This window comes from Frankia sp. CcCS3, from assembly GCF_977927575.1.
The window spans coordinates 1-20,514 of the sequence record NZ_CDWRCL010000014.1 but is presented as its reverse complement, the minus strand read 5'-3'; the positions used below and the strand labels follow the sequence as shown (position 1 = coordinate 20,514).

The window sequence follows — 20,514 nt, the reverse complement described above, 5'->3', positions numbered from 1 at the left end:
CCGGGTCGGGCGAAAGGCTGCTATCGAGGCAGTCGACGTTAGGTTAGCTGGCATAATGATCGTTGAGGACGGGCACCGGGAGGTCGATGATGGGTGACCACCACGCGGAACTGACCGGCCTGTTGCGCGAGTGGCTCCCCCGGCAGCGATGGTTCGCCGGGAAGGGCAGATGCGGGGGTGGCCTGCGGATCCGCCACGACGTCATGGTCTTCGAACCGCTACGGCTGCTCGTCGTCGACGTCGACTACGACCACGGCCCGTCGGACCACTACCAGGTTCCGGTGGTCATCCGCTCGGACGCGCCCTTCGGCCACGAGGGCTTTCTGATCGGCGAGAGTGCCGGCGGCCTGGTCTACGACGGCCTGCACGACCCCGATGGCAGCTCGGCCCTGCTGAGCTTCCTCCGCCGGTCGACACACCGCGACGGCCTCGTCGCCGAGGCGCTGGAACCACTGGGCATCCTGCCCGCCCACGCCGTCGGCGCCGAGCAGTCCAACACCTCGATCGTCTACGGCGACGCCTACATCCTCAAGGTGTTCCGGCGGCTCTGGCCGGGCGTCAACCCCGATCTGGAGGTGACCCGGGCGCTGGCGGAGGCGGGCAGCACGCACGTGGCCCGCCCCGTCGCCTGGTACTCCGGCCGGGTCGACGGGACACCGACCACCTTCGGATTCCTCCAGGAGTACCTGCGCAGCGGCACCGAGGGCTGGCGGCTGGCGCTGGCCAGCGTGCGCGACCTGTACGCCGAGGCTGACCTGCACGCCGACGAGGTCGGCGGCGACTTCGCCGCGGAGGCCGAGCGGCTGGGTACCGCCACCGCCGAGGTGCACGCCGACCTCGCCCGGACGCTGCCAACGAGGCTCGCGACCGCCGACGCCCTGCGGTCCCTGGTGACCTACCTCCATGGCCGGCTGGACGCGGCGGTCGAGGCCGTCGCCGAGCTGCGTCCCTTCGAGGCGGCGATCCGCAAGAGCTACGACGAGGTGACGGGGACGTCGGCGCAGGCCGTCCATCCCCGGCCCTTCCAACGGCTGCACGGCGATCTGCACCTGGGTCAGGTCCTGCGGGTCGACTCGGGCTGGGTGCTGTTCGACTTCGAGGGGGAGCCGGTCCGCCCGGTCGCCGACCGCGTGGGGCTGGAGTCGCCGCTGCGCGACGTCGCCGGGATGCTGCGCTCGTTCGACTACGCGGCCCGGTCGATGCTGCTCGAACGCGGTGACGAGCCGTCGTTGGCCTACCGCGCCCAGGAGTGGGCAGATCGCAACCGGGAGGCGTTCTGCCGGGGCTACGGTGCCGCGGCCGGCCGCGATCCTCGTGAGGATGCCGTGGTGCTGCGTGCGTTCGAGCTCGACAAGGCCGTGTACGAGATCCTGTACGAGGCCCGCCACCGACCGGGGTGGATCGGGATCCCGCTGTCCTCGGTGGGACGACTGACCCGGTCCAGCCCGTCGGCGGGGTGAGCCACGGCCCGCCCCGGGCCGCGGCGGCCGCCCGGCAGCGGTGCCCGCGCCCGGGCGCGGATCAGCCAGAAGACCCGACAGAAGACCCGAAAAAATCATCGCGCAGAGAGGCAGGGGTGTCCCAGTGAACAACGGCGACGTCAACAACGGCACGGCGCGGACGGGACGCCTGGCCACCGGGCTCGCCCCCGACCGACCGAACCCCGGAGGGGTGGATACCGCCGTCCGCAACGGCGGTGGCCGGGTGGCGCTGGCGGACTGCGACGCCTCGTCCGCCGCCACCCAGCCTGGACAGACCGCCGACGATCCCGCCGTGCCGTCGGCCCCGCCCGCGGCCCCGCCCGCAGTCGCGGTCGCCCCTTCGGTCGGCCTGCCCCACGACGGCTTGGAGCGGGACGGCCTGGAGCGGGACGGCCTGGAGCGGCTGGTCAGCGGGGCGCATCACGACCCGCACGCGCTGCTCGGGGCGCACCCGCATCCCGGTAGCGACGCCACGGTCGTGCGGGTGCTGCGCCCCGATGCGAGGGCCGTGACCGTCCTCGTCGGGCCGGCCCGGTACCCGGCCACCCGGCTGCACAGCGGCGGGGTGTTCGGCGTGGCCGTGCCGGGAGTGCTGCCCGACTACCGCATCGAGGTGACCTACCCGGACGGCTCGTACCTCGTCGACGACCCCTACCGGCACCTGCCCACCCTCGGTGAGATGGACCTCCATCTGATCACCGAGGGCCGGCACGAACAGCTCTGGAAGGTGCTCGGGGCACATCCGCGCGCGCTGACGACGCCGGGCGGCGCCACGGTCACCGGGGTCAGCTTCGCCGTGTGGGCCCCCTCTGCGCGGGGGGTTCGGCTCGTCGGCGACTTCGACTTCTGGGACGGGCGCGCCTTCCCGATGCGCTCGCTCGGCCGCTCCGGGATCTGGGAGCTGTTCGTCCCCGGCGCCGGCACCGGCGCCCGGTACAAGTACGAAATCCTCGGCTTCGACGGGATCTGGCGGCAGAAGGCGGATCCGCTGGCGTTCCACACCGAGGTGCCGCCGGCCACCGCGAGCGTGGTGTTCGCCTCCGACTTCACCTGGAATGACGGCGCGTGGCTCGACCGGCGGGCCCGGACGGCTTGGCGCACCGAGCCGGTGAGCGTCTACGAGGTCCACCTGGGCTCCTGGCGGCGCGGGTTGTCCTACCGGGAACTCGCCGAGGAGCTGACCGCGTACGTCGTCGAGAACGGCTTCACCCACGTGGAGATGCTGCCCGTGGCCGAGCATCCCTTCGGCGGCTCCTGGGGCTACCAGGTGTCGGCCTACTACGCCCCGACGGCCCGCTTCGGCAGCCCCGACGAGTTCCGCCACCTTGTGGACACGCTGCACCGCGCCGGCATCGGGGTGATCGTCGACTGGGTGCCGGCGCACTTCCCCCGGGACACCTGGGCGCTGGGCCGCTTCGACGGCACCCCCCTGTACGAACATCCAGATCCACGCCGCGGTGAACAGCCCGACTGGGGTACCTACGTCTTCGACCTGGGCCGCCCCGAGGTACGCAACTTCCTCGTGGCAAACGCCCTGTACTGGTTCGAGGAATTCCACATCGATGGACTACGCGTCGACGCGGTCGCCTCGATGCTGTACCTCGACTACTCCCGGCCGGAGGGTGGCTGGCTGCCCAACATCCACGGCGGCCGGGAGAACCTCGATGCCGTCTCGTTCCTGCAGGAGACCAACGCCACCGTCTACCGCCGTTTCCCGGGCGCAATGATGATCGCGGAGGAGTCGACCGCGTGGCCCGGGGTCACCCGCCCCACCCACCTCGGCGGCTTGGGCTTCGGCTTCAAATGGAACATGGGGTGGATGCACGACACCCTCGACTACAACTCCCGGCTGCCGATCCACCGCATGTACCACCACCATCAGATGACCTTTTCGATGGTGTACGCATACTCGGAGAACTTCATCCTGCCGTTCAGCCACGACGAGGTGGTCCACGGCAAAGGTTCACTGCTACGCAAGATGCCCGGCGACCGCTGGGCACAGCGCGCGAACCTGCGGGCGCTGCTCGCCTACATGTGGGCGCATCCCGGCAAGAAGCTGCTCTTCATGGGCTGCGAGTTCGCCCAGGACAACGAGTGGAACGAGTCTGCGTCCCTCGAATGGCCCCTGCTGGACGATCCCGCCCACGCCGGTGTCGCGGACCTCGTGCGCGACCTGAACGGGCTCTACCGGACGATCCCGGCCCTGTACCAACACGACGCCGACCCGGCGGGCTTCTCCTGGATCGACGCGAACGACGCGGAGAACAACGTCTTCTCGTTCCTGCGCTGGTCGGGCGAGGACCCGGCGGGCGGCGTGCTGGCCTGCGTCGCCAACTTCGCCGGCATCGGGCACGAGGGCTACCGCATCGGGCTGCCGTTCCCCGGCCGCTGGCGCGAGATACTCAACACCGACGGGTACCGCTACGGCGGCGGCAACATCGGCAATCTCGGCTCAGTCCAGGCTGTCGAGGAGCCGCATCACGGTCTCGACGCCTCGGCAACCCTGACGCTGCCGCCCCTCGGGGCCATCTGGCTCTCCCCGCACCGGACGCCGTTCGGGGTTTCTGCCGGCCAGTGAATGTGGGGACCTGAGCACGGTCTGCGGTCCCTGGACCGTGCCTGGCTCCCCACAACCCGACTACCGTACGCTCAGAAGAGGGCGGCTGCCAGGGAGCGTCGGGCCGGGGCCACCGCGGGCTCCTCGTCACCCAACGCCTGGAACAGCCCGACGAGGTGCGCTCGGGCCCTTTCCCGCTCCGGCCCCGCCGTCCGGCGGACGACCTCGACGAGACCAGCGAGGGCCCCGGCCACGGCTCCCTGCGCGATGCCCAGGTCAGCCGCGGCGACCGCGGCCTCGACGTCGTCCGGATTCGCCGCCAGCCGGTTGCGGATGTCCACCGGATCGTACCCACGCACCCGGCGCAGCAGTTCGGCCCGCGCGAGCCCGGTCAGGGCCTCGGGATCCGCGGGCGCCTCGGTGAGCCGGATGCGATAGGACTCGACCGCGGTGTCGAAGTCGCCACGGGCAAGCGCCGCCTCGGCCGCCGCCACATGTGGGTCACGGGCGGGACCGCCCGCGGCTGCCGCGCCCGGGACTCCGCCCATCGCCTCGTCGACCAGGGAGAGCAGCTGATCGAGCCAGCTCCGCACCTCCCGTTCGGGCACGGCGCCGGTGAACTCCCCGATGATCCGCCCGCCGATCACCGCCTTCACCGCGGGGATGCCCTGCACGCCGGCGGCCTGCGCGAGGCCCGGGTTCGCATCGACGTCGATCTTGGCGAGGATCCACCGGCCGCCGTCCACCGCGGCGAGCTTCTCCAGGATCGGGCTGAGCTGCTTGCACGGGCCGCACCAGGAGGCCCAGAAGTCCAGCACTACGGGAACCTGCATCGACCGGCTGACCACGTCGGTGGCGAAGCTCGCCTCGGTGACGTCGATGACCACGGGCCCGGCTGGCGCGCCGGGACGGGCGTCCGGCGCGGCCGTGGCGGCGCTACTGGCGGGGGGAGGCGGGGTCGCCGGCTTCGGGTCGAGCGGGACGGCGCCGGCGAGGCGCAGACCGCCGAGGCTTTCGGGCAGACGTCCCGCGCCTCCCGCACCTCCCGCACCGCGCGGCGATCTGGATGGGACTGGTGGCCTACGTTGCATGCCTCCATCGTGGCATCTGGTTCCGGTCCGTGGACTCGGCACCGGACGACTTTCCCGGTCCTCATGTCCGCCTCGCCCAGGGTCAGACTCAGATCCCCAATCCGGGCCTGCGGGCAGCGGCCGGCGGTCAACGATCAGTGACGTCCGTGCCGGTCTCGTCCCCGGCCAGCAACCGGTCGACCGCGGCGACCTTCGTGTGCAGAGCGTCGGTGACTCCCGGGCGAAGATCGGCCTTCAGCACCAGACTCACCCGGCCAGCGCGGGCCGAGACCGCCTCGGTGGCCCGGCGGACGACGTCCATCACCTCGTCCCACTCGCCTTCGATCGTGGTGAACATGGCGGTCGTCTCATGGGGCAGCCCACTGGCCCGCACCACCCGGACCGCCTCGGCGACCAGATCCGCGACCCCCTCGCCCTGACCGATGGGCGTGACACTGAAGGCAACAAGCATGCGGTCAGACTTATCACGACAGTCCGCTCACCGCGCGTCGAACAACGCAGGGCCACTACCCTGCTACGCCGATGCACCGAGGTCGTCGGTAAGCTATTTGCATGTCACGAAACGTCGCGGGAAAACCGGCCGGCGATCCAGTTGAGCAAACCCGGGACAACGGTCTCTGACGGTACGCCCTACCATTGCCCGCCGTGGGGTGGAAGAAGACGGATAACGAGGCGTAGGTGGGGTCACGCATCTTGCTCGACGCGCTGACGGACCTGGCTGTGGTCATCGGCGCGGATGGTCGTGTCACCGACATGGGTGCCGCCGCCCGTGCCTTCCTCGGTGACCGGGTTCCCCGCGTCCCCCATCTGCGCGACCTTGTCGACGTCGTCGACCCCGCGTTCCGCCTCGCTCTCGGTGAGGCGGTGACGACCGCGCTGGGGCGGACCGGGCAGTGGCGTGGCTCGGTGGGACTCGTCGACCTGGCCGGGGCCACCGTGCCCCATCACGTGACGGTCCGGGTCGACCCGGAGGGCGGGCTGGTCGTCGTCGCTCGGGACACCAGCGACCAGCGCGCCCGCGAGGTCGCCGAGAACGAGTCACGGGCCAAGGACGAACTGATCGCCCGGCTCGGCCACGAATTGCGGACCCCGCTGAACGCCATGCTGGGCTTCGCGCAGCTGCTGGAACTCGAACCGCTCACCCCCGACCTCCACGACGACGTCGAGCGGATCATCACCGGTGGCCGCCACATGCAGGCGTTGATCGATGACGTGCTGGACCTAGCCAGGCTCCGCGCGGGCCGGGGGGACATCAACAAGGGGCCGGTCAACGTCCTCGACATCGTCCAGGGCGTGGTGGAGCTCGTCGAACCGCTCGCGGCGCAGCGCAGCATCCGGCGGGTGATCCATCCGGCGCTGCCGCTCGTCGCCGACGCGGACCGCCGCCGCCTGTGGCAAGTCCTGCTTAACCTGGTCGGTAACGCGCTGAAGTACGGCCGGGAGGGCGGCAGCGTGCGCGTCGGCATCGTGCCCATCACCGGCTCGCGGATCCGTATCGAGGTCGAGGACGACGGCGCGGGGCTCTCCCCCCGGGCGATCGACCGACTGTTCCGGCCCTTCGAGCGCCTCGGCGCCGAGCGCAGCGGAATCGAGGGCAGCGGGCTGGGCCTCGCCCTGTCCCACGCCCTGGTCACGGCGATGGGCGGGGTGCTTACCGTCGCCAGCCGGTACGGCGTGGGAAGCGTGTTCGCCGTCGTGCTCGACGCGGTCGACCTGCGTTTCGAGGATCTCGATGATGACAGCGGGTTCGGAGGCAGTTACGGTGGTCTCCCCTATCGCTCCGGCGAGTCCGGCACGGTCGCCCTCGGCCGTCCTCCCGCACCCGGCGGCCTGCGGGTCGTGCACGTCAGCGGCGATCCCGCCCTGCGTTCCCTGGTCGCCGAGACCCTCACCGATTTCCTGGCCGCGGACACCGTGACCGTTCCCCGCGCCGGTCTCGCCCTCGACGCGGTGCGGGGGGCCCGGCCGGCGTTCATCCTGCTCGACCGGGACCTGCCCGACACGACCGCGGCCGAACTGCTCGCCCAGCTCGCGGCGGACCCGACCGCCGGCGTCATCCCGGCCCTGGTCCTCAGCGAGGACACCGACCCCCGCGAGCGGGCGCACCTGCGCCGAGCCGGCGCCGTGGACGTCCTGAAGATCCCGCTGGATCCCGGCGCCCTAGTCGCCGCGGCAGCCGCGCTCACCACCGCGATGACCGCCCCGAGCTGACCTGACCGGGCCGCCCCGAACGGCGCTTTAGGCGGGGAAGAGCTCGAAGTCCAGAAAGTCGAAGCCAGGCGCCACCACGCAGCCGACCAGAACGTGCTGTCCGTCGCGCGGGGCCGCGGTCTGCCATTCGCCGGCCGGCACGACGAGCTGCGGCGCCTGGCCCGCGGCCAGATCGGGTCCGAGGATCCGCCGGTCGGCGGCGACCGGCACCCGGCCCGACCCGCCGAGGGTGAGATGGATGGCCCCACCACCCTGCCAGAGCCAGATCTCGGCCGAGGCCACCCGATGCCAGCGGGACACCTCTCCCGGACGCAGCAGGAACAGGATGGACGTCATGACGGGGCGCCTGCCGCCATGTGCATCGATCTGGTCTGGACTGGCCCAGGTCCGGCGGTACCAGCCGCCCTCGGGATGTGCTTCGAGACCGAGCTCCCGCACCAAGTCGCCGGCCGGCGTCGCGGGGTCGTCGATGCGGGTCATCCCGGGAGCCTCCCCGAGGCCGGCCGTCACGCTGGAACGCGCAGCACCAAGGCGTCTCCCTGGCCGCCGCCGCCGCAGAGACCGGCGGCGCCGATCCCGCCGCCGCGGCGCTTCAGCTCGTTGGCCAGGGTCAGGGCAATCCGGGCACCGGAGGCTCCGACGGGATGACCGATCGCGATCGCGCCGCCGTTGACGTTGGTGATCTCCGGGCCGATCCCGAGGTCGTGCATGGACTGGATGACGACCGCGGCGAAGGCCTCGTTGATCTCGACGAGGCCGAGATCGGCCGGGGTGAGCCGCTCCTTGGCCAGCGCCACGAGGATGGCGCGCGAAGGCTGGGAGTGCAGGGAGGTGTCCGGACCGGCCACGAAGCCGTGGTGACCGACCTCCGCGAGGATCGGCAGGCCGAGCTGTTCGGCCTTCGCCCGGCTCGCCACGATGACGGCGGCGGCGCCGTCGGAGATCGGCGACGACGAACCCGCGGTGATCGTGCCGTTACCGTCGAAGGCCGGCCGCAGCTTCGCGAGCACCTCGGCGGTGGTGTCGGGACGCACGCCCTCGTCCTGGTTGACGGCCAGCGGCTCGCCGCGGCGCTGCGGCACCGCGACCGGGACGATCTCGTCCTCGAACAGCCCGTTCTTGATGGCGGCGGCGGCCCGCTGATGCGACTGGGCGCCGAACTCGTCCTGCTCGGCCCGGCTGATGCCGAGCCCCGCGTTGTACCGCTCGGTGCTCGCCCCCATCGCGATCTGGTCGAAGGCGCAGAACAGCGCGTCGTGCTCGGTGGCGTCGAGCAGCTCGGCCCGGCCGTACTTCACCCCGGAGCGCAGCGAGCGCAGCAGGTGCGGGCCGCCGGTCATGGACTCCATCCCACCGGCGACGACAAGGTCGAACTCCCCGCTGGAGATGTACGTGTCGGCCAGGGCGATCGCATCAAGGCCGGACAGGCAGACCTTGTTGATCGTGATGGCGGGCACCGACAGCGGGATGCCGGCAGCGACCGCCGCCTGCCGGGCGGTGATCTGGCCCGCGCCGGCCTGGATCACATGCCCCATGATCACATAATCGACCGCGTCGCCGGACAGGCCGGCCCGCGCGAGGGCACCCGAGATCGCGATGCCACCGAGATCCGTCGCGGTGAAGCTCTTCAGCGCGCCCGACAGTCTCCCGAACGGTGTCCGCGCTCCAGCCACGATCACGGAACCAGGCATGGATGCCTCCTCATCTCCAGGAAGATCTTTGGGGCGGGCCGGGACGGCGCCGGCACACGGCCTGCGGTGGCGTCGTCTCGTGGCGGCAGCCCCGAGAACAGCCGTCCCTGACACGATAACGTGATCATTCCCGAGATGCCCGGCCACGATTCCGGTCCCCAAGGACAAAAACACGCTAGCCGGACCCGCGGGACGGCCAAGAGAAGCGGACCGTCAGGACAGCTGGCCGCAGGCTGCCACGAATGGCGAGGTGGCCGGGTCCGCCGGCAGGCGTACCTGGTCGGACCGGCTGTCCTGGGCGGCCAGGCCCTCCGGGGTCAGCGCCAGGATGGTCGTGGCCACGGTGAACAGCGAACCGTCGGTCGAGGTCCCGCTGTTGATCCGCAGGGCCCGGTCCATGCAGCGGAACCCGGCGCCGACGTTCCCCTGGACCCCGGCGGCGAGGGTGAGCTGAGCCGGCAGCTGGACGGGGGCCAGCGTGTCGAGGCTGGCGTAGCGCACCAGCGCGTAGTTGTCCATCCCGCTCCTCGACGTGGTCTGCACCAGGATCTCGCCGAACCCGTTGGCGTCGATGTCGACGACCGTGTGGTGCAGGGGCACCACGATCGCGCCCAGGTCGACCTGCCCGACAGTTCCGTCCCGGGAGAACACGACCTCGAGTTTGCTCCCGGTCACCCGCACCTGGTCAGAACGGCCGTCGCCGTCGACGTCGCCCGCCACCGCCGGCTTCACGACGGCCGTCGGCAGCTGGGGGCTGCCCTGGGTCGCCGTCGCCGGGCTGGCTGACGGGCCGGCCGTGACGGGCGGGGAGGGCACGCTGGTGGTCGGGAGGACGGTCGGCGAGGTAGTCGCCGACCAGGTCGCCGCTCCCCCTCCGGACCCATCGCCGGCCCTGGTGGAACGGCCGGTGCCGCCGGTCGAGGAGGCGACGGGTGTCCGGCTCGGCCCCGTCACGGGTGCGGTCACGAGCGGCGGGACGGCCGGCTCGACGAGCTCGTTGCTCGGCGGAGGGGGCCGCAGCGCCACCACGGCGAGCCCGATGAGCGCCGCCATGACCATCCCGCCCGCCGTCATCAGCGGCAGACGCCACCGGCGCCGACGGTCGATCCCGGCACGGATCTGCCGGTAGGCGTCCGGCGAGGGCCGGATGGGCTCCACCGCCTCGGTGAGCAGGCGGGCGAGCTCCTCCGGTTCCAGACCACTCACCGCAGGCCCTCCAGCTTGCCGCTCAACGCCGACAGCCCCCGGGAGGTGTACGCCTTGACGGAACCGACACTGCAGCCCATCACCGCCGCGGCGTCCGCCTCGGACATGTCGGCGTAGTACCGCAGCACCACCGCCTCCCGCTGCCGGCGGGGCAGCTCGCGCAACGCCTGGATGACCGCCGCCCGTTCGACGAGGGAGTAGGCGCCCTCCTCGGCGCTCGCGGCGTCGGGCATCGGCTTGGGAGCGTGTTTGAGAGCGACGAGTCGACGACGCAGTGTCGAACGTGCGAGGTTGACGACGGTCTGCCTGAGATAGGCCAAGGCCTTGTCCCGGTCCTGGAGCCGTCCCCAGGCCGCGTGGACGCGGATGTAGGCGTCCTGCACAACCTCCTCGCAGAGGCCGAGGTCGTCAAGTAGTAACGCTGCAAGACGAACTAATGACCGATAGTGTTCGGCGTACAACGCGGTCAGGGCGGCATCGGCGTCCCGCGCGACATCGCTACGGGCGGCGTCGCTCCGTGCAGGCACGGGCCGCCACCCTTCCACGACAGTCATGGGCGCGATCACACCCAGTTGGACGCGTACCGAGCACTCGAAGTTGTCCCAAAAGTTCTATCGCGTCGCGCACGAAACAGACAGCCTCCACATCCCGCGACCCCGCCTCCCACCTATCGGTAACATCTGCCGTCTATCCGCCACCAGCACCAGCGTCCTACCGGAGGCCGACCGTGAAGGACATTCTCGAAGCGATCATTGCCCAGAGCCCTCCGTCGCCCGCCCGGCGGGCGGAGTTCGCTTCCCTCCCGGTCCCCCAGTCCTACCGCGCCATGGTCGTGCGCCGGGACGAAATCGGGATGTTCGAGGGCGTGCCGTCCCGGGACAAGGACCCCCGTCGCTCCCTGCACGTGGACGACGTGCCGACCCCGGAGCTCGGTCCCGGCGAAGCCCTCGTCGCGGTCATGGCCTCTTCCGTGAACTACAACACGGTCTGGACGTCGATCTTCGAGCCGATCCCCACCTTCAACTTCCTCGAGCGCTACGGCCGAACCTCTCCGCTTGCATCCCGTCACGACCAGCCTTACCACGTCGTCGGCTCGGATCTGGCCGGAGTTGTGCTACGGACAGGGCCCGGCGTACAGGCCTGGTCCCCCGGGGACGAGGTCGTCGCCCACTGTCTGTCCGTGGAACTCGAACGTCCCGACGGCCACAACGACACGATGCTGGATCCCGAGCAACGAATCTGGGGATTTGAGACGAACTTTGGTGGACTCGCCGAGCTCGCCCTGGTCAAGACCAACCAGCTCATGCCGAAACCCGCGCACCTGACCTGGGAGGAGGCGGCCGCACCCGGTCTGGTCAACTCGACTGCGTACCGCCAACTGGTCTCGGTCAACGGCGCGAACATGAAACAGGGCGACGTCGTTCTCGTCTGGGGCGCGTCCGGGGGCCTGGGCTCCTACGCCACCCAGCTCGTGCTGCGTGGCGGGGCCATCCCGGTCTGCATCGTCTCCTCGCCGGAAAAAGCCGACATATGCCGCTCCCTCGGCGCCGAACTGATCATCGACCGCGCCGCCGAGGCCTATCGGTTCTGGAGCGACGAACACACCCAGAACCCCCAGGAATGGCAGCGGTTCGGCAAGCGCATCCGCGAGCTCACCGGCGGCGACGACCCCGACATCGTCCTCGAACACCCGGGCCGGGAGACCTTCGGCGCCTCCGTCTATGTGACCCGCCGCGGCGGAACCATCGCCACCTGCGCCTCCACCAGCGGTTTCCAGCACGAGTACGACAACCGGTACCTGTGGATGAACCTCAAGCGCATCGTCGGCTCGCACTTCGCCAACTACCGGGAGGCCTGGGAAGCCAACCGGCTCATCATGCGCGGGATGATCCATCCGACCCTGTCCCGGGTCTACCCGCTCACCGAAACGGGGCAGGCCGCCTACGACGTGCACCGCAACGTCCACCAGGGGAAGGTGGGCGTGCTGTGTCTCGCCCCGGCTGAGGGGCTGGGTGTCCGCGACGAGGCACTCCACTCCCGCCACCTGACCGCAATCAACCGGTTCCGCGGCGTATAAACCCGGAAATCGGCCAGGCCGACAGCCGGCTCCCCTCACGCTCACATTGACCGTCTGAGATGCTGAGGTCCTATGACCGAACACACCGATCTCATCCCAATGGCCGGCGAGACCGACGGGCCCCCCGCCTTTGATCTGGTGCGCCGTGGCTACGACCCCAATCAGGTCACCCATCACGTGAACTGGCTCGTCGAGCAGCTACGCGAGGCCGAGGCGCACCGGGCGGCGGCGGAGGCGGCCGCGTCGGAGGCGGCGACCGAGGCGGCCCGGGTACGCGACGATCTGGCCGCCAACCGTCCCGCCTGGGAGGAGTTCGGTGGCCGCGTTACCCAGATCCTCCAGCTCGCCGAGGAGGAGGCTGCCACCGTTCGGGCTGAACGCACCCGGGAGGCCGACGCCCAGCTCGAGGAGGCCCGCCGGATCGTCACCGAGGCCGAGCAGACCCGGGAGAAGACCCTGCGCGACGCCGACGAGCAGGCCGCGGCCATCGTCTCGACGGCCCGCGCGGAGGCCGAACGGATCGTCGAGGTCGCTCGGGCCACGGCCGCGCAGGCCGAGGACGACTCGAAGCGTCGGCTGGCCGACCTCGAGCGCCAGCGCGAGCAGGTGACCTCGCAACTTGCCACCCTGCGTGACCAGGTGACGGCCCAGCTGGGCGCGCTGCGCGACAAGCTGACCGCCGCCTCCGCGTCGATCGCCTCCATCGAGGCACCGCCGCCCGAGGAGCGTAAGGCGCTCGGCAGCGAGCCGAACGCGTTGCCCGCGGCAGCGAACTCCCGCGGGGTCTAGCCCGCACGGGAGACCGTCGTCCCGTGGGGTCAGCCATCACGGACGCGCGGCCGGGCCGCTCGGCACCGGCGTTCCCAACATGGCCGGTGCCAGTGTCGACGGTCCTCGATCCGCTCGGGCGGCCAGACCACCACGTGGGCGGTGCCCGGAGTGATCTCATAATCACAACCGGGACACCGGTAGACCTTGGTGGTCGCCGCGCCACTCGTCGGTCGCACCACCCACTCGCCGTCCCGCAGGACGACGACCGGATCCGGCGTCCACCAACAGACCGGGTGCCCGCGCTGCGCATCCGACGGCCGGGCCCGGCGCCGGCGTGCCTTCCTCGTCACCGCCCGCGAGCGGGTCTGCCCGATGCCCGGAACCGATCCCGCCGGGTGCGGGAACCCGAACCCCGGGTATCGCCGGCCGGCGGGCCCGCGACCCACTCGCCCCGGTCCACCACCTCGCCGTCAACGATCCGATGCCGGTCATCCGCCGCCGGCCCGGCCGAGGAGGCCGTCGCACGCCCGCCCGTCCCCGCCCCGAACCTCTCGCCCGTCCACCGCACCCGCCCGCCGACCCGCTCGAAGCCGGCCATCACGAGCGAGCGGGCGAGCTTGGCCTTGCGCACGGCCCCCGCCGGACTCGCCAGGGCGGACGACGCACTGATGAGCAGCTGGAAGCCGCGATCGCTGCCACGCCAGTGCTCACGCAGGATCGGCTCCCCGGCTCCGACAGCCAGCCGCCGGAAGGCGAACGCGATGACCGCGACGTCGTCGAGCTGACCCACCACCGGAATCGCGTTGGTCAGCCGGTTCTTCGGCGACACGAGGTACGCGAGCGCCGCGGCGGCCTCCACCTTCGCGGACTGCGGGACCCGCGGATCGGCGACGACCCGCCGCAGCAGCTGGACCAGATCGGGAAGGAACATCGTGACCTCCCGACCGAACGCTCGCATGGCGTCCCTGTCGAGCACGACCATCGCCGCTCCAGCCTCCTCCCGCGCGAATCGGGATTTCCCGCCGACCGTCGACATCTTAGTCCGCGCGGACAGAAACGATCTTGTGCTCAGCGCGGCGGGTGAGCTCAGCGCGGCGGATGGTCGAGGAACCCCCGGCCGGTCTTGCGTCCCAGGAACCCGGCCCGAACCAGCTGTTCGAGCAGGGGTGCCGGGGCGTAGCCGGGCTCGCGGAACTGCGCGTACAACGAACGCGTGATCGCGAGCGTGACGTCGAGGCCGACCACGTCGGCGAGCGCGAAGGGGCCCAGCGGATGGCCGCAACCGACCGTCATCGCCGTGTCGACGTCCTCGATCGTCGCGTAGTGCGCCTGGAGCATCTTCACCGCGTCGTTGAGATAGGGGAACAGCAGCACGTTGACGATGAACCCCGCCCGGTCGGCGCAGAGCACCGGATGCCGCCCGGCCACTCGGGACAGCGCCAGGACCGTGGCTGTCACGTCATCGCCGGTGAGCACCGTGGGCACCACCTCGATCAGCTTCATCGCCGGGGCCGGGTTGAACCAGTGCATACCGATGACGTCCTGCGGCCGGCTGGTGGCCGTGGCGCATTCGATGACCGGCAACGAGGACGTGGTAGTCGCCAGCACGGCGCCGGGCGCCGCGATCTTGTCCAGGTCGGCGAACAGCTCCCGCTTCACCGCCAGGTCCTCCACCACCGCCTCGAGCAGCAGGTCGCAGCGGCCGAGCTCACCCAGATCGGTCGTGCCGCGCACCCGAGCCAGGGCCGCCAGCCGGTCGGCGTCGGACAGCCGCCCCCTGGCCACCGACACCGACAACGACGACTCGATCTTCACGAGGGTGGCGGCGAGGGTGCGCTCGCTCCGGGCCCGCAGGAGGACGTCGTGCCCGGACCGGGCCAGCACCTCCGCGATGCCGCCCGCCATCGTGCCGCTCCCCACGACGCCGACCGAGCGCACCGGGCGGCCCCGCCTCGGGCGGTCGGCGAGCGGATCGACCGCGTCGACCACCTCGGAGGAGTCCGGTGCCGCGTAGGTGTAGAAACCACGACCGCTCTTGCGGCCCAGCAGGCCCGCGCGCACGAGCTGGCTCAGCAGCGGTGCCGGAGCGTGCAGGTGGTCACGGGACTGCCGGTACATCGAGTTGAGGATCTCGTGGGCGGCGTCCAGACCGATCAGATCGAGCAGGGCGAGCGGGCCCATCGGATGCCCGCACCCGAGCCGCATGGCCGCGTCGATGTCCTCCCGGGCCGCGTACCGGGCCTCGAGCATGCGCACGGCGTTGTTGAGATACCCGAACAGCAGCGCATTGACGATGAAGCCCGCCCGGTCCTCCGCGACGACCGCGGTCTTCCCCACGTCGTTGACCAGGCCGATGACCCCGGCCAGCACGGTCGGGTCGGTGACGACCGTGCGCACGACCTCCACCAGGCGCATCACCGGCGCCGGATTGAACCAGTGGGTGCCGAGCACCCGTTCCGGGCGGGCGGTGCCCGCCGCGAGTTCCGTCACCGACAGGGAGCTGGTGTTCGTCAGGAAGACGGTGGTCGGGGGGCAGATCTCGTCGAGTCGGGCGAAAAGCGCCTGTTTGGCGCTCATCCGCTCGTCGATCGCCTCGATCACCAGCTCGCAGTCGGCGACCGCCGCGAGCTCGGTGCCGAGACGCAGGCGGGCCAGTACGGCCTCCCTGGTCGCGTCGTCGATCTTGCCGTGGCGGCCCGCGCGGTCGAGGGAGTGCTCGACCCGGGCCCGGCTGCGGGCGAGCGCGTCGGCGTCACGCGCGATGCCGACGACCTCCAGACCGGCCTTCGCCAGCACCTCGGCGATGCCCGCGCCCATGGTGCCGAGCCCCACCACCCCGACCCGGCGGTGTCTCACAGCGTCGTCCCGGCTGTTCTCCGGCTTTTTCTCCGGGTTCGCGGCCGGCCCGGTTCCCGATGCGGGCCTCTCGATCATGCCCAGGCTCCTCTACTTCGGCACATCTACTTCGGCACACGGGCCCCGGGCGACAGGTAGGCGTCGCGGGCCGGGCGGTGTCAGACGGCGAACGCCGCGATCCTCCCATATTCTCGAGACGCCGGCCCATGATCGCACTGCGGGAACGGACCGGCCGCCGGCCGGGGACGCCGGCCGGGCGGCCGTCGCAGGTTCGGCGGACCGGGCGGGTTCGGCGGAATCGCTTTCAGAAAAGCGTCGGAATGGACGGTTCGAGGCCCCGCAGCTCGTCATAGTCGACGATGGCGCAGCCCAGCCCCCGGTCGGCCGCTAGCAGCCGAGCCTGCGGGGTGATGGACTGCGCCGCGAGAATGCCGCGCACGGGATGCGGCAACGCCGGGTCGGCCTCCAGGCGGACAAGGTACCGGGTCAGCTGCTCCACCCCGTCGATCTCACCCCTGCGTTTGATCTCGACGGCGACCGTTGAGCCGTCCGCGCCGCGGCACAGCAGGTCGACCGGCCCGATGCCGGTCTCGTACTCGCGGCGCACCAGGGTGAGTCCGGGCGCGATCGCGTCGGGCCGGTCGGCGAGCAGCACCTGCAGATGCGCCTCCACCCCGTCCTTGCGCAGACCGGGGTCGACGCCGAGGTCGTGCGTGGAATCGTGCAGCACCTGTTCGAGGGTGATGACGAGCTGCTCGGCCGCGCGGTTGGTGACCCGCCAGACCCCGTCCGCCTCGGCGATGACGCACGGGGGGCTCATCCAGTTGAGCGGCTTGTACGCCCGCCCGTCGGCGTGGATCGAGACGGATCCGTCCGCCTTGACGAGTACCAACCGGACGGCGCTCGGCAGATGTGCGGTGAGCCGACCGACGTAGTCCACGCTGCAGCGAGCGATGACGAGCCGCATGACGTCACGCTATCGCGGCCGTTGTCGAGGGCACAGACCGACCGTACGACGTCGAGGGTGCCCCGGAGACCATGGCGGTGCAGGTCACCCGGTGCAGGGCGGCGGGGAGACCTTCCACAGGGTGATCAGAGCGCGCGGAAGCACGTCACAGGCCCGCGGGCCGTTGCGGACAATCGTCCAGGGCCCAGCGCCGGTCCGCCGCCACACGTGCGGGTCGACCGGCGGCGTGGCCGGCCCCTGGACCTCGATGCGACCGATCGCCCAGTACTCGTCGTGCGCCGCGTCAACGCCCTCGACGGCGCCGAAGTACATCCCGTTCACGATCGTCACCTGCCGGGCGGAGATGGTGGAAGCGCCCCCGGCCGCCTTGATGGAGTCGGCGACCGTCCACGACAGCGCGAGCCGCAGGGCATCCGGATCAGGCTCGTCGAGGACCCGCATCTGATGGGCCGTGCCTGGTCGGCGCGCACCCTCCCACGGGGCGGTCCGCAACGCGGGGGTCAGCTCCGGGGCGGGCGAGGTGGCGGTCTGAGGCGCATGCACGGTGGCGGACTGCCGGTCCGCGGTCACGTAGCCGATGGCCACGCCGAGCAGGACCGCGACCACGAACGCCACCGGGACCAGGACCGACCGGTACTCGCGCACCCCGGCCAGCCCGGCCAGCCCGGCGGATCGCGCACTCCGATCGCCAACGGCATTCACCCGCGCGGGCACCTCCACGTCCTGCACGCCTCCGTCCGGCATCACACCCTGCCAAGAGCCGAGCCCGTCACCCGAAAGCAGTACCCGATCAGCAGGTACCCGGCAAGCATGCCGCATCGCGTGTCCGCCCGGCGCACGGGCGCGCCTGAGATGACGGTGCGCAGCCACCCTGGTTCGTTCCGCTCCGGGTGCCGTCCCGATCGGGACGGAGCCCTTCCTGACGGGCCTGGCGGGCGGTCGAACGGATGAGCCGCCCGGGCAGCCCGCTCAGGCGTGGCCGACGTGGACCAGGTCGGCGGCCTCCTCGAACCGCAGCAACCCACCCAGCCGGTCCGCCACGAGCAGGCGTTCAAGCGAGCTCGGCACATCGACCAGCACCATCGAACGGCCCGCGGCACGGGCTCGGCGAGCGCCGCCGAGCAGCACCCCCAGCGCGGCATGATCGCCGAGCTCCAGGCCCGCGACGTCGACGCGCAGCGGCCCGCTCCCATTGTCGATCGCCGCGTGCAGCAGGGAGCGTAGTGTCCCCACCGTCCGTACATCCACCCGGCCAACCACGCGGGCCGTCTGCGCGCAGCCGGCCCGCGTGTCCCCGGAGCACTCCAGACTCACCACGTTCACGCCGATGTTCATGTGATCTCCCGTCCCGGCCGTCCGACGCCCCCTCTGTCGTGACGCCGTTGCTACCAGCTATCCGCGCCGATCGCGGGTAGCACTCAGGTGCGGCTCGCCCAGGGCGGACCGCGACATACCCCCTCGTCTCCATCGGACTGTCGCCGTTCGGCCGCAGGGAGGTCGGGCCGGTTACCTCGATGGTGGCAGCAGTCGGCGGGCGATGTTTCCTCTGTCGGATTCCGTGGAGGTGCCGCGGCCCGAATCCATGTCCGCCGCGAGGATGTCTGGGACGATGCAAGGTGACGTCGAAGAGCGGCACGATCGGAGGTGCGGGATGACCGGAACGGCCGGGGCGTTTCTCCTCGAGCCGCTGATCGCGCTGCTGGCCGTCGGCCTGCTGATGGCGATCGGGCGCTGGGCTCATGCTCCGGCACGGCCGCGGCCTGCCGGTTCCGTCCCCGGCCACGACTTCGGTCTGCTCGTCCCGGTGGTCACCGTGGACACCCCCGCCGAGATCACTCGGCTCCGCGCGGCGCTGTGGGCGCGGGGCATCCGCTCGACCTGGGTCACGGCACCGGCCGGTCCGATCCGCATCGACGCCGCCGGGAATATCATCGCCCGGCCGCGGGACCGCCGCCACGTACTCGTGTTCGGCACGGACGCGAACCGAGCCGCCCGTGCCCTCGTGAACCTGCTCGGCTCGCGCCAGCCGCCCACCTGACCCCGCCGGCCGGGCCGGCGGATCACGAGGCCGGTGGGATCAGGCCGACGCCAGCGGGATCAGGCCGAGGCCGGTGAAATCAGGTCGAGACTGGTGAAATCAGGCTACGGCGCGGTCGGAGACCCGGCGGATGTTGGCGCCGAGGTCCGTCATGTTCTCGACAAACCGGGCGTATCCCCGGTCGATGTGGTGGACGTCGCTTACCTCGGTGACGCCGTCCGCAACCAGGCCGGCGAGCACGAGACCCGCGCCGGCCCGCACGTCGGAGGCCGTCACCCGGGTGCCGGACAGCCGCGGGGTTGGCCGGACGATGACGTGGTGGCCGTCCGTACGCAGGTCGGCGCCGAGTTTGTGCAGCTCGCGGCAGAAGACGAACCGGCTGTCGAAGACGTTCTCGGTGATCAGGGAGGTACCCCGGCTGACCGACTCCAACGCGATGATCTGCGGCAGCAGATCGGTCGGAAAGCCGGGGTACGGCAGCGTCACCACGTCGATCGACCGGGGCCGTCCCCGTCCGACGACCCGGAATCCGTCGTCCCGGACGTCGACCTCGGCACCGGCCTGCACCAACTTCTCCAGGACGATGCCGAGATGAGCGGCCTGACCGTGCCGGATTAGCACGTCGCCGCCGGTCATCAGGGCGCCGATGGCGTACGTGCCGGCAACGATGCGGTCCGGCACCGTCCGGTGTTCCACCGGGGTGAGGTGGTCGACCCCGTCGATGATCAGTGTCGACGATCCCGCGCCGTCGATGCGCCCGCCCATCGCTGTCAGCATCGCGCACAGGTCGGCGATCTCGGGTTCCTGGGCGGCATTGTCGATCACCGTCGTCCCCTTGGCGAGAACCCCGGCCATCAACAGGTTCTCGGTGGCGCCCACGCTGGGGAAGTCGAGCCAGATCGAGGCTCCCTGCAGCCGGCCGGAGCAGCGGGCGACGAGGACTCCGGACTCGACGTCGACCAGCGCACCGAGTTTGGTCAGGCCGTTGACATGAATGTCGAGCGCGCGCAATCCGATCGCGTCTCCACCGGGCAGGGCGACCCGCGCCTCCCCGCGGCGGGCGACCAGCGGACCGAGCACCGCCACCGACGCCCTGATCTGCCGCACCAGTTCACCATCGGCCGCGATGCCCGGAGCCTGGGGAACCTCAATGCTCAGCCGCCCGCCGGCGGCGTCCCGCTCGACGGTCGCACCGAGCCCCGCCAGTACCTTGGACATCACCGACACGTCCAAGATGTCGGGAACGGCGGACAGCATCGTCCGGCCCGCGGCCAGCAGGCTCGCGGCCATCAGCTTCAACACCGAGTTCTTCGCGCCCGGGACGGCGACCTCGCCGGCCAGCCGGGTACCGCCTGTCACAACGAAGCGCTCCACGAACCTCGATGCTAGGTCCTGGCCTGAAGATCTTCACCGCCACCCGCCGGACCGACCGGCGCAACCCTGCGCGGTCGCCTCATTTCGCTGCGTCGGACGGGAGGACGGACACCCCGTCGTGGGTGCGGATAAACGGCTCGAGCCGCTCGTCCCTTCGGCCTAGGGCCTGTTTGGGAAGTTTATCGGGGCAGCCA

General features: G+C 71.1%; 18 protein-coding genes. 6 read left to right on the top strand and 12 right to left on the bottom strand.

Annotation, left to right across the window (positions count from 1 at the left end; genetic code table 11):
- Positions 1–89: 89 nt before the first annotated feature.
- The gene (locus AC08OQ_RS02740) at positions 90–1,460 is read left to right on the top strand and encodes a maltokinase N-terminal cap-like domain-containing protein (RefSeq protein WP_476599379.1); all 1,371 of its coding nucleotides are present in this window, start codon (positions 90–92) and stop codon (positions 1,458–1,460) included.
- Positions 1,461–1,584: 124 nt separating this feature from the next.
- Positions 1,585–4,059, top strand: a complete 2,475-nt coding sequence (gene glgB / locus AC08OQ_RS02735) for a 1,4-alpha-glucan branching protein GlgB (RefSeq protein WP_476599362.1) — start codon at positions 1,585–1,587, stop codon at positions 4,057–4,059.
- 71 nt (positions 4,060–4,130) lie between these two features.
- Here glgB and AC08OQ_RS02730 read toward each other — a convergent pair whose 3' ends face one another.
- Both AC08OQ_RS02730 and AC08OQ_RS02725 read right to left on the bottom strand, forming a co-directional pair.
- Complete coding sequence (locus AC08OQ_RS02730) at positions 4,131–5,129, bottom strand: tetratricopeptide repeat protein (protein ID WP_462186802.1); 999 nt, start codon at positions 5,127–5,129, stop codon at positions 4,131–4,133.
- A gap of 127 nt (positions 5,130–5,256) precedes the next feature.
- Positions 5,257–5,580, bottom strand: a complete 324-nt coding sequence (locus AC08OQ_RS02725; RefSeq protein ID WP_462186803.1) for an MTH1187 family thiamine-binding protein — start codon at positions 5,578–5,580, stop codon at positions 5,257–5,259.
- A gap of 227 nt (positions 5,581–5,807) precedes the next feature.
- On the opposite strand from AC08OQ_RS02725, the gene AC08OQ_RS02720 reads away from it, so the two are divergent.
- The gene (locus tag AC08OQ_RS02720; protein WP_462186804.1) at positions 5,808–7,340 is read left to right on the top strand and encodes an ATP-binding protein; all 1,533 of its coding nucleotides are present in this window, start codon (positions 5,808–5,810) and stop codon (positions 7,338–7,340) included.
- 27 nt (positions 7,341–7,367) lie between these two features.
- On the opposite strand, the gene AC08OQ_RS02715 is transcribed toward AC08OQ_RS02720, so the two are convergent.
- The 4 genes from AC08OQ_RS02715 to AC08OQ_RS02700 all read right to left on the bottom strand — a co-directional run bounded on the left by AC08OQ_RS02715 (position 7,368) and on the right by AC08OQ_RS02700 (position 10,791).
- On the bottom strand, positions 7,368–7,820 hold the full coding sequence (locus tag AC08OQ_RS02715; RefSeq protein WP_476599365.1) for a cupin domain-containing protein: 453 nt from the start codon (positions 7,818–7,820) through the stop codon (positions 7,368–7,370).
- 26 nt (positions 7,821–7,846) lie between these two features.
- On the bottom strand, positions 7,847–9,031 hold the full coding sequence (locus AC08OQ_RS02710) for an acetyl-CoA C-acetyltransferase (protein ID WP_476599367.1): 1,185 nt from the start codon (positions 9,029–9,031) through the stop codon (positions 7,847–7,849).
- A gap of 213 nt (positions 9,032–9,244) precedes the next feature.
- Positions 9,245–10,237, bottom strand: a complete 993-nt coding sequence (locus AC08OQ_RS02705; RefSeq protein WP_476599369.1) for an FG-GAP repeat domain-containing protein — start codon at positions 10,235–10,237, stop codon at positions 9,245–9,247.
- Positions 10,234–10,791 (bottom strand): SigE family RNA polymerase sigma factor, encoded by a 558-nt coding sequence (locus tag AC08OQ_RS02700; protein ID WP_476592799.1) that lies wholly within the window; start codon positions 10,789–10,791, stop codon positions 10,234–10,236. Before AC08OQ_RS02700 ends, AC08OQ_RS02705 begins: the two co-directional genes overlap by 4 nt.
- A gap of 173 nt (positions 10,792–10,964) precedes the next feature.
- On the opposite strand from AC08OQ_RS02700, the gene ccrA reads away from it, so the two are divergent.
- On the top strand, positions 10,965–12,314 hold the full coding sequence (gene ccrA / locus AC08OQ_RS02695; protein WP_462186809.1) for a crotonyl-CoA carboxylase/reductase: 1,350 nt from the start codon (positions 10,965–10,967) through the stop codon (positions 12,312–12,314).
- 72 nt (positions 12,315–12,386) lie between these two features.
- Positions 12,387–13,103, top strand: coding sequence for an ATP synthase F0 subunit B (locus AC08OQ_RS02690; protein ID WP_476592801.1), 717 nt, complete (start codon positions 12,387–12,389; stop codon positions 13,101–13,103).
- 328 nt (positions 13,104–13,431) lie between these two features.
- Here AC08OQ_RS02690 and AC08OQ_RS02685 read toward each other — a convergent pair whose 3' ends face one another.
- From AC08OQ_RS02685 to AC08OQ_RS02665, 5 genes are all read right to left on the bottom strand, one after another.
- Positions 13,432–14,067, bottom strand: coding sequence for a YkvA family protein (locus tag AC08OQ_RS02685; protein ID WP_476599371.1), 636 nt, complete (start codon positions 14,065–14,067; stop codon positions 13,432–13,434).
- Positions 14,068–14,171: 104 nt separating this feature from the next.
- Complete coding sequence (locus tag AC08OQ_RS02680) at positions 14,172–16,019, bottom strand: 3-hydroxyacyl-CoA dehydrogenase family protein (protein WP_476599373.1); 1,848 nt, start codon at positions 16,017–16,019, stop codon at positions 14,172–14,174.
- A gap of 226 nt (positions 16,020–16,245) precedes the next feature.
- On the bottom strand, positions 16,246–16,908 hold the full coding sequence (gene nucS / locus AC08OQ_RS02675; RefSeq protein WP_462186814.1) for an endonuclease NucS: 663 nt from the start codon (positions 16,906–16,908) through the stop codon (positions 16,246–16,248).
- 84 nt (positions 16,909–16,992) lie between these two features.
- Positions 16,993–17,637 carry a hypothetical protein gene (locus AC08OQ_RS02670; protein WP_476599375.1) on the bottom strand — a complete coding sequence of 215 codons (645 nt, stop codon included), beginning with the start codon at positions 17,635–17,637 and terminating at the stop codon, positions 16,993–16,995.
- Positions 17,638–17,877: 240 nt separating this feature from the next.
- A complete protein-coding gene (locus AC08OQ_RS02665; RefSeq protein WP_476591854.1) occupies positions 17,878–18,243 on the bottom strand; it encodes an STAS domain-containing protein in 366 nt (121 codons plus the stop codon).
- Between the two features lie 316 nt (positions 18,244–18,559).
- Between AC08OQ_RS02665 and AC08OQ_RS02660 the strand changes: the two genes are divergently transcribed.
- Positions 18,560–18,946: a hypothetical protein gene (locus AC08OQ_RS02660; RefSeq protein WP_462186817.1), complete on the top strand. Its 387-nt coding sequence runs from the start codon at positions 18,560–18,562 to the stop codon at positions 18,944–18,946.
- 99 nt (positions 18,947–19,045) lie between these two features.
- Here the strand turns inward: AC08OQ_RS02660 and murA are convergent, their stop codons facing one another.
- On the bottom strand, positions 19,046–20,320 hold the full coding sequence (gene murA / locus AC08OQ_RS02655) for a UDP-N-acetylglucosamine 1-carboxyvinyltransferase (protein ID WP_476599377.1): 1,275 nt from the start codon (positions 20,318–20,320) through the stop codon (positions 19,046–19,048).
- Positions 20,321–20,514: the final 194 nt, after the last annotated feature.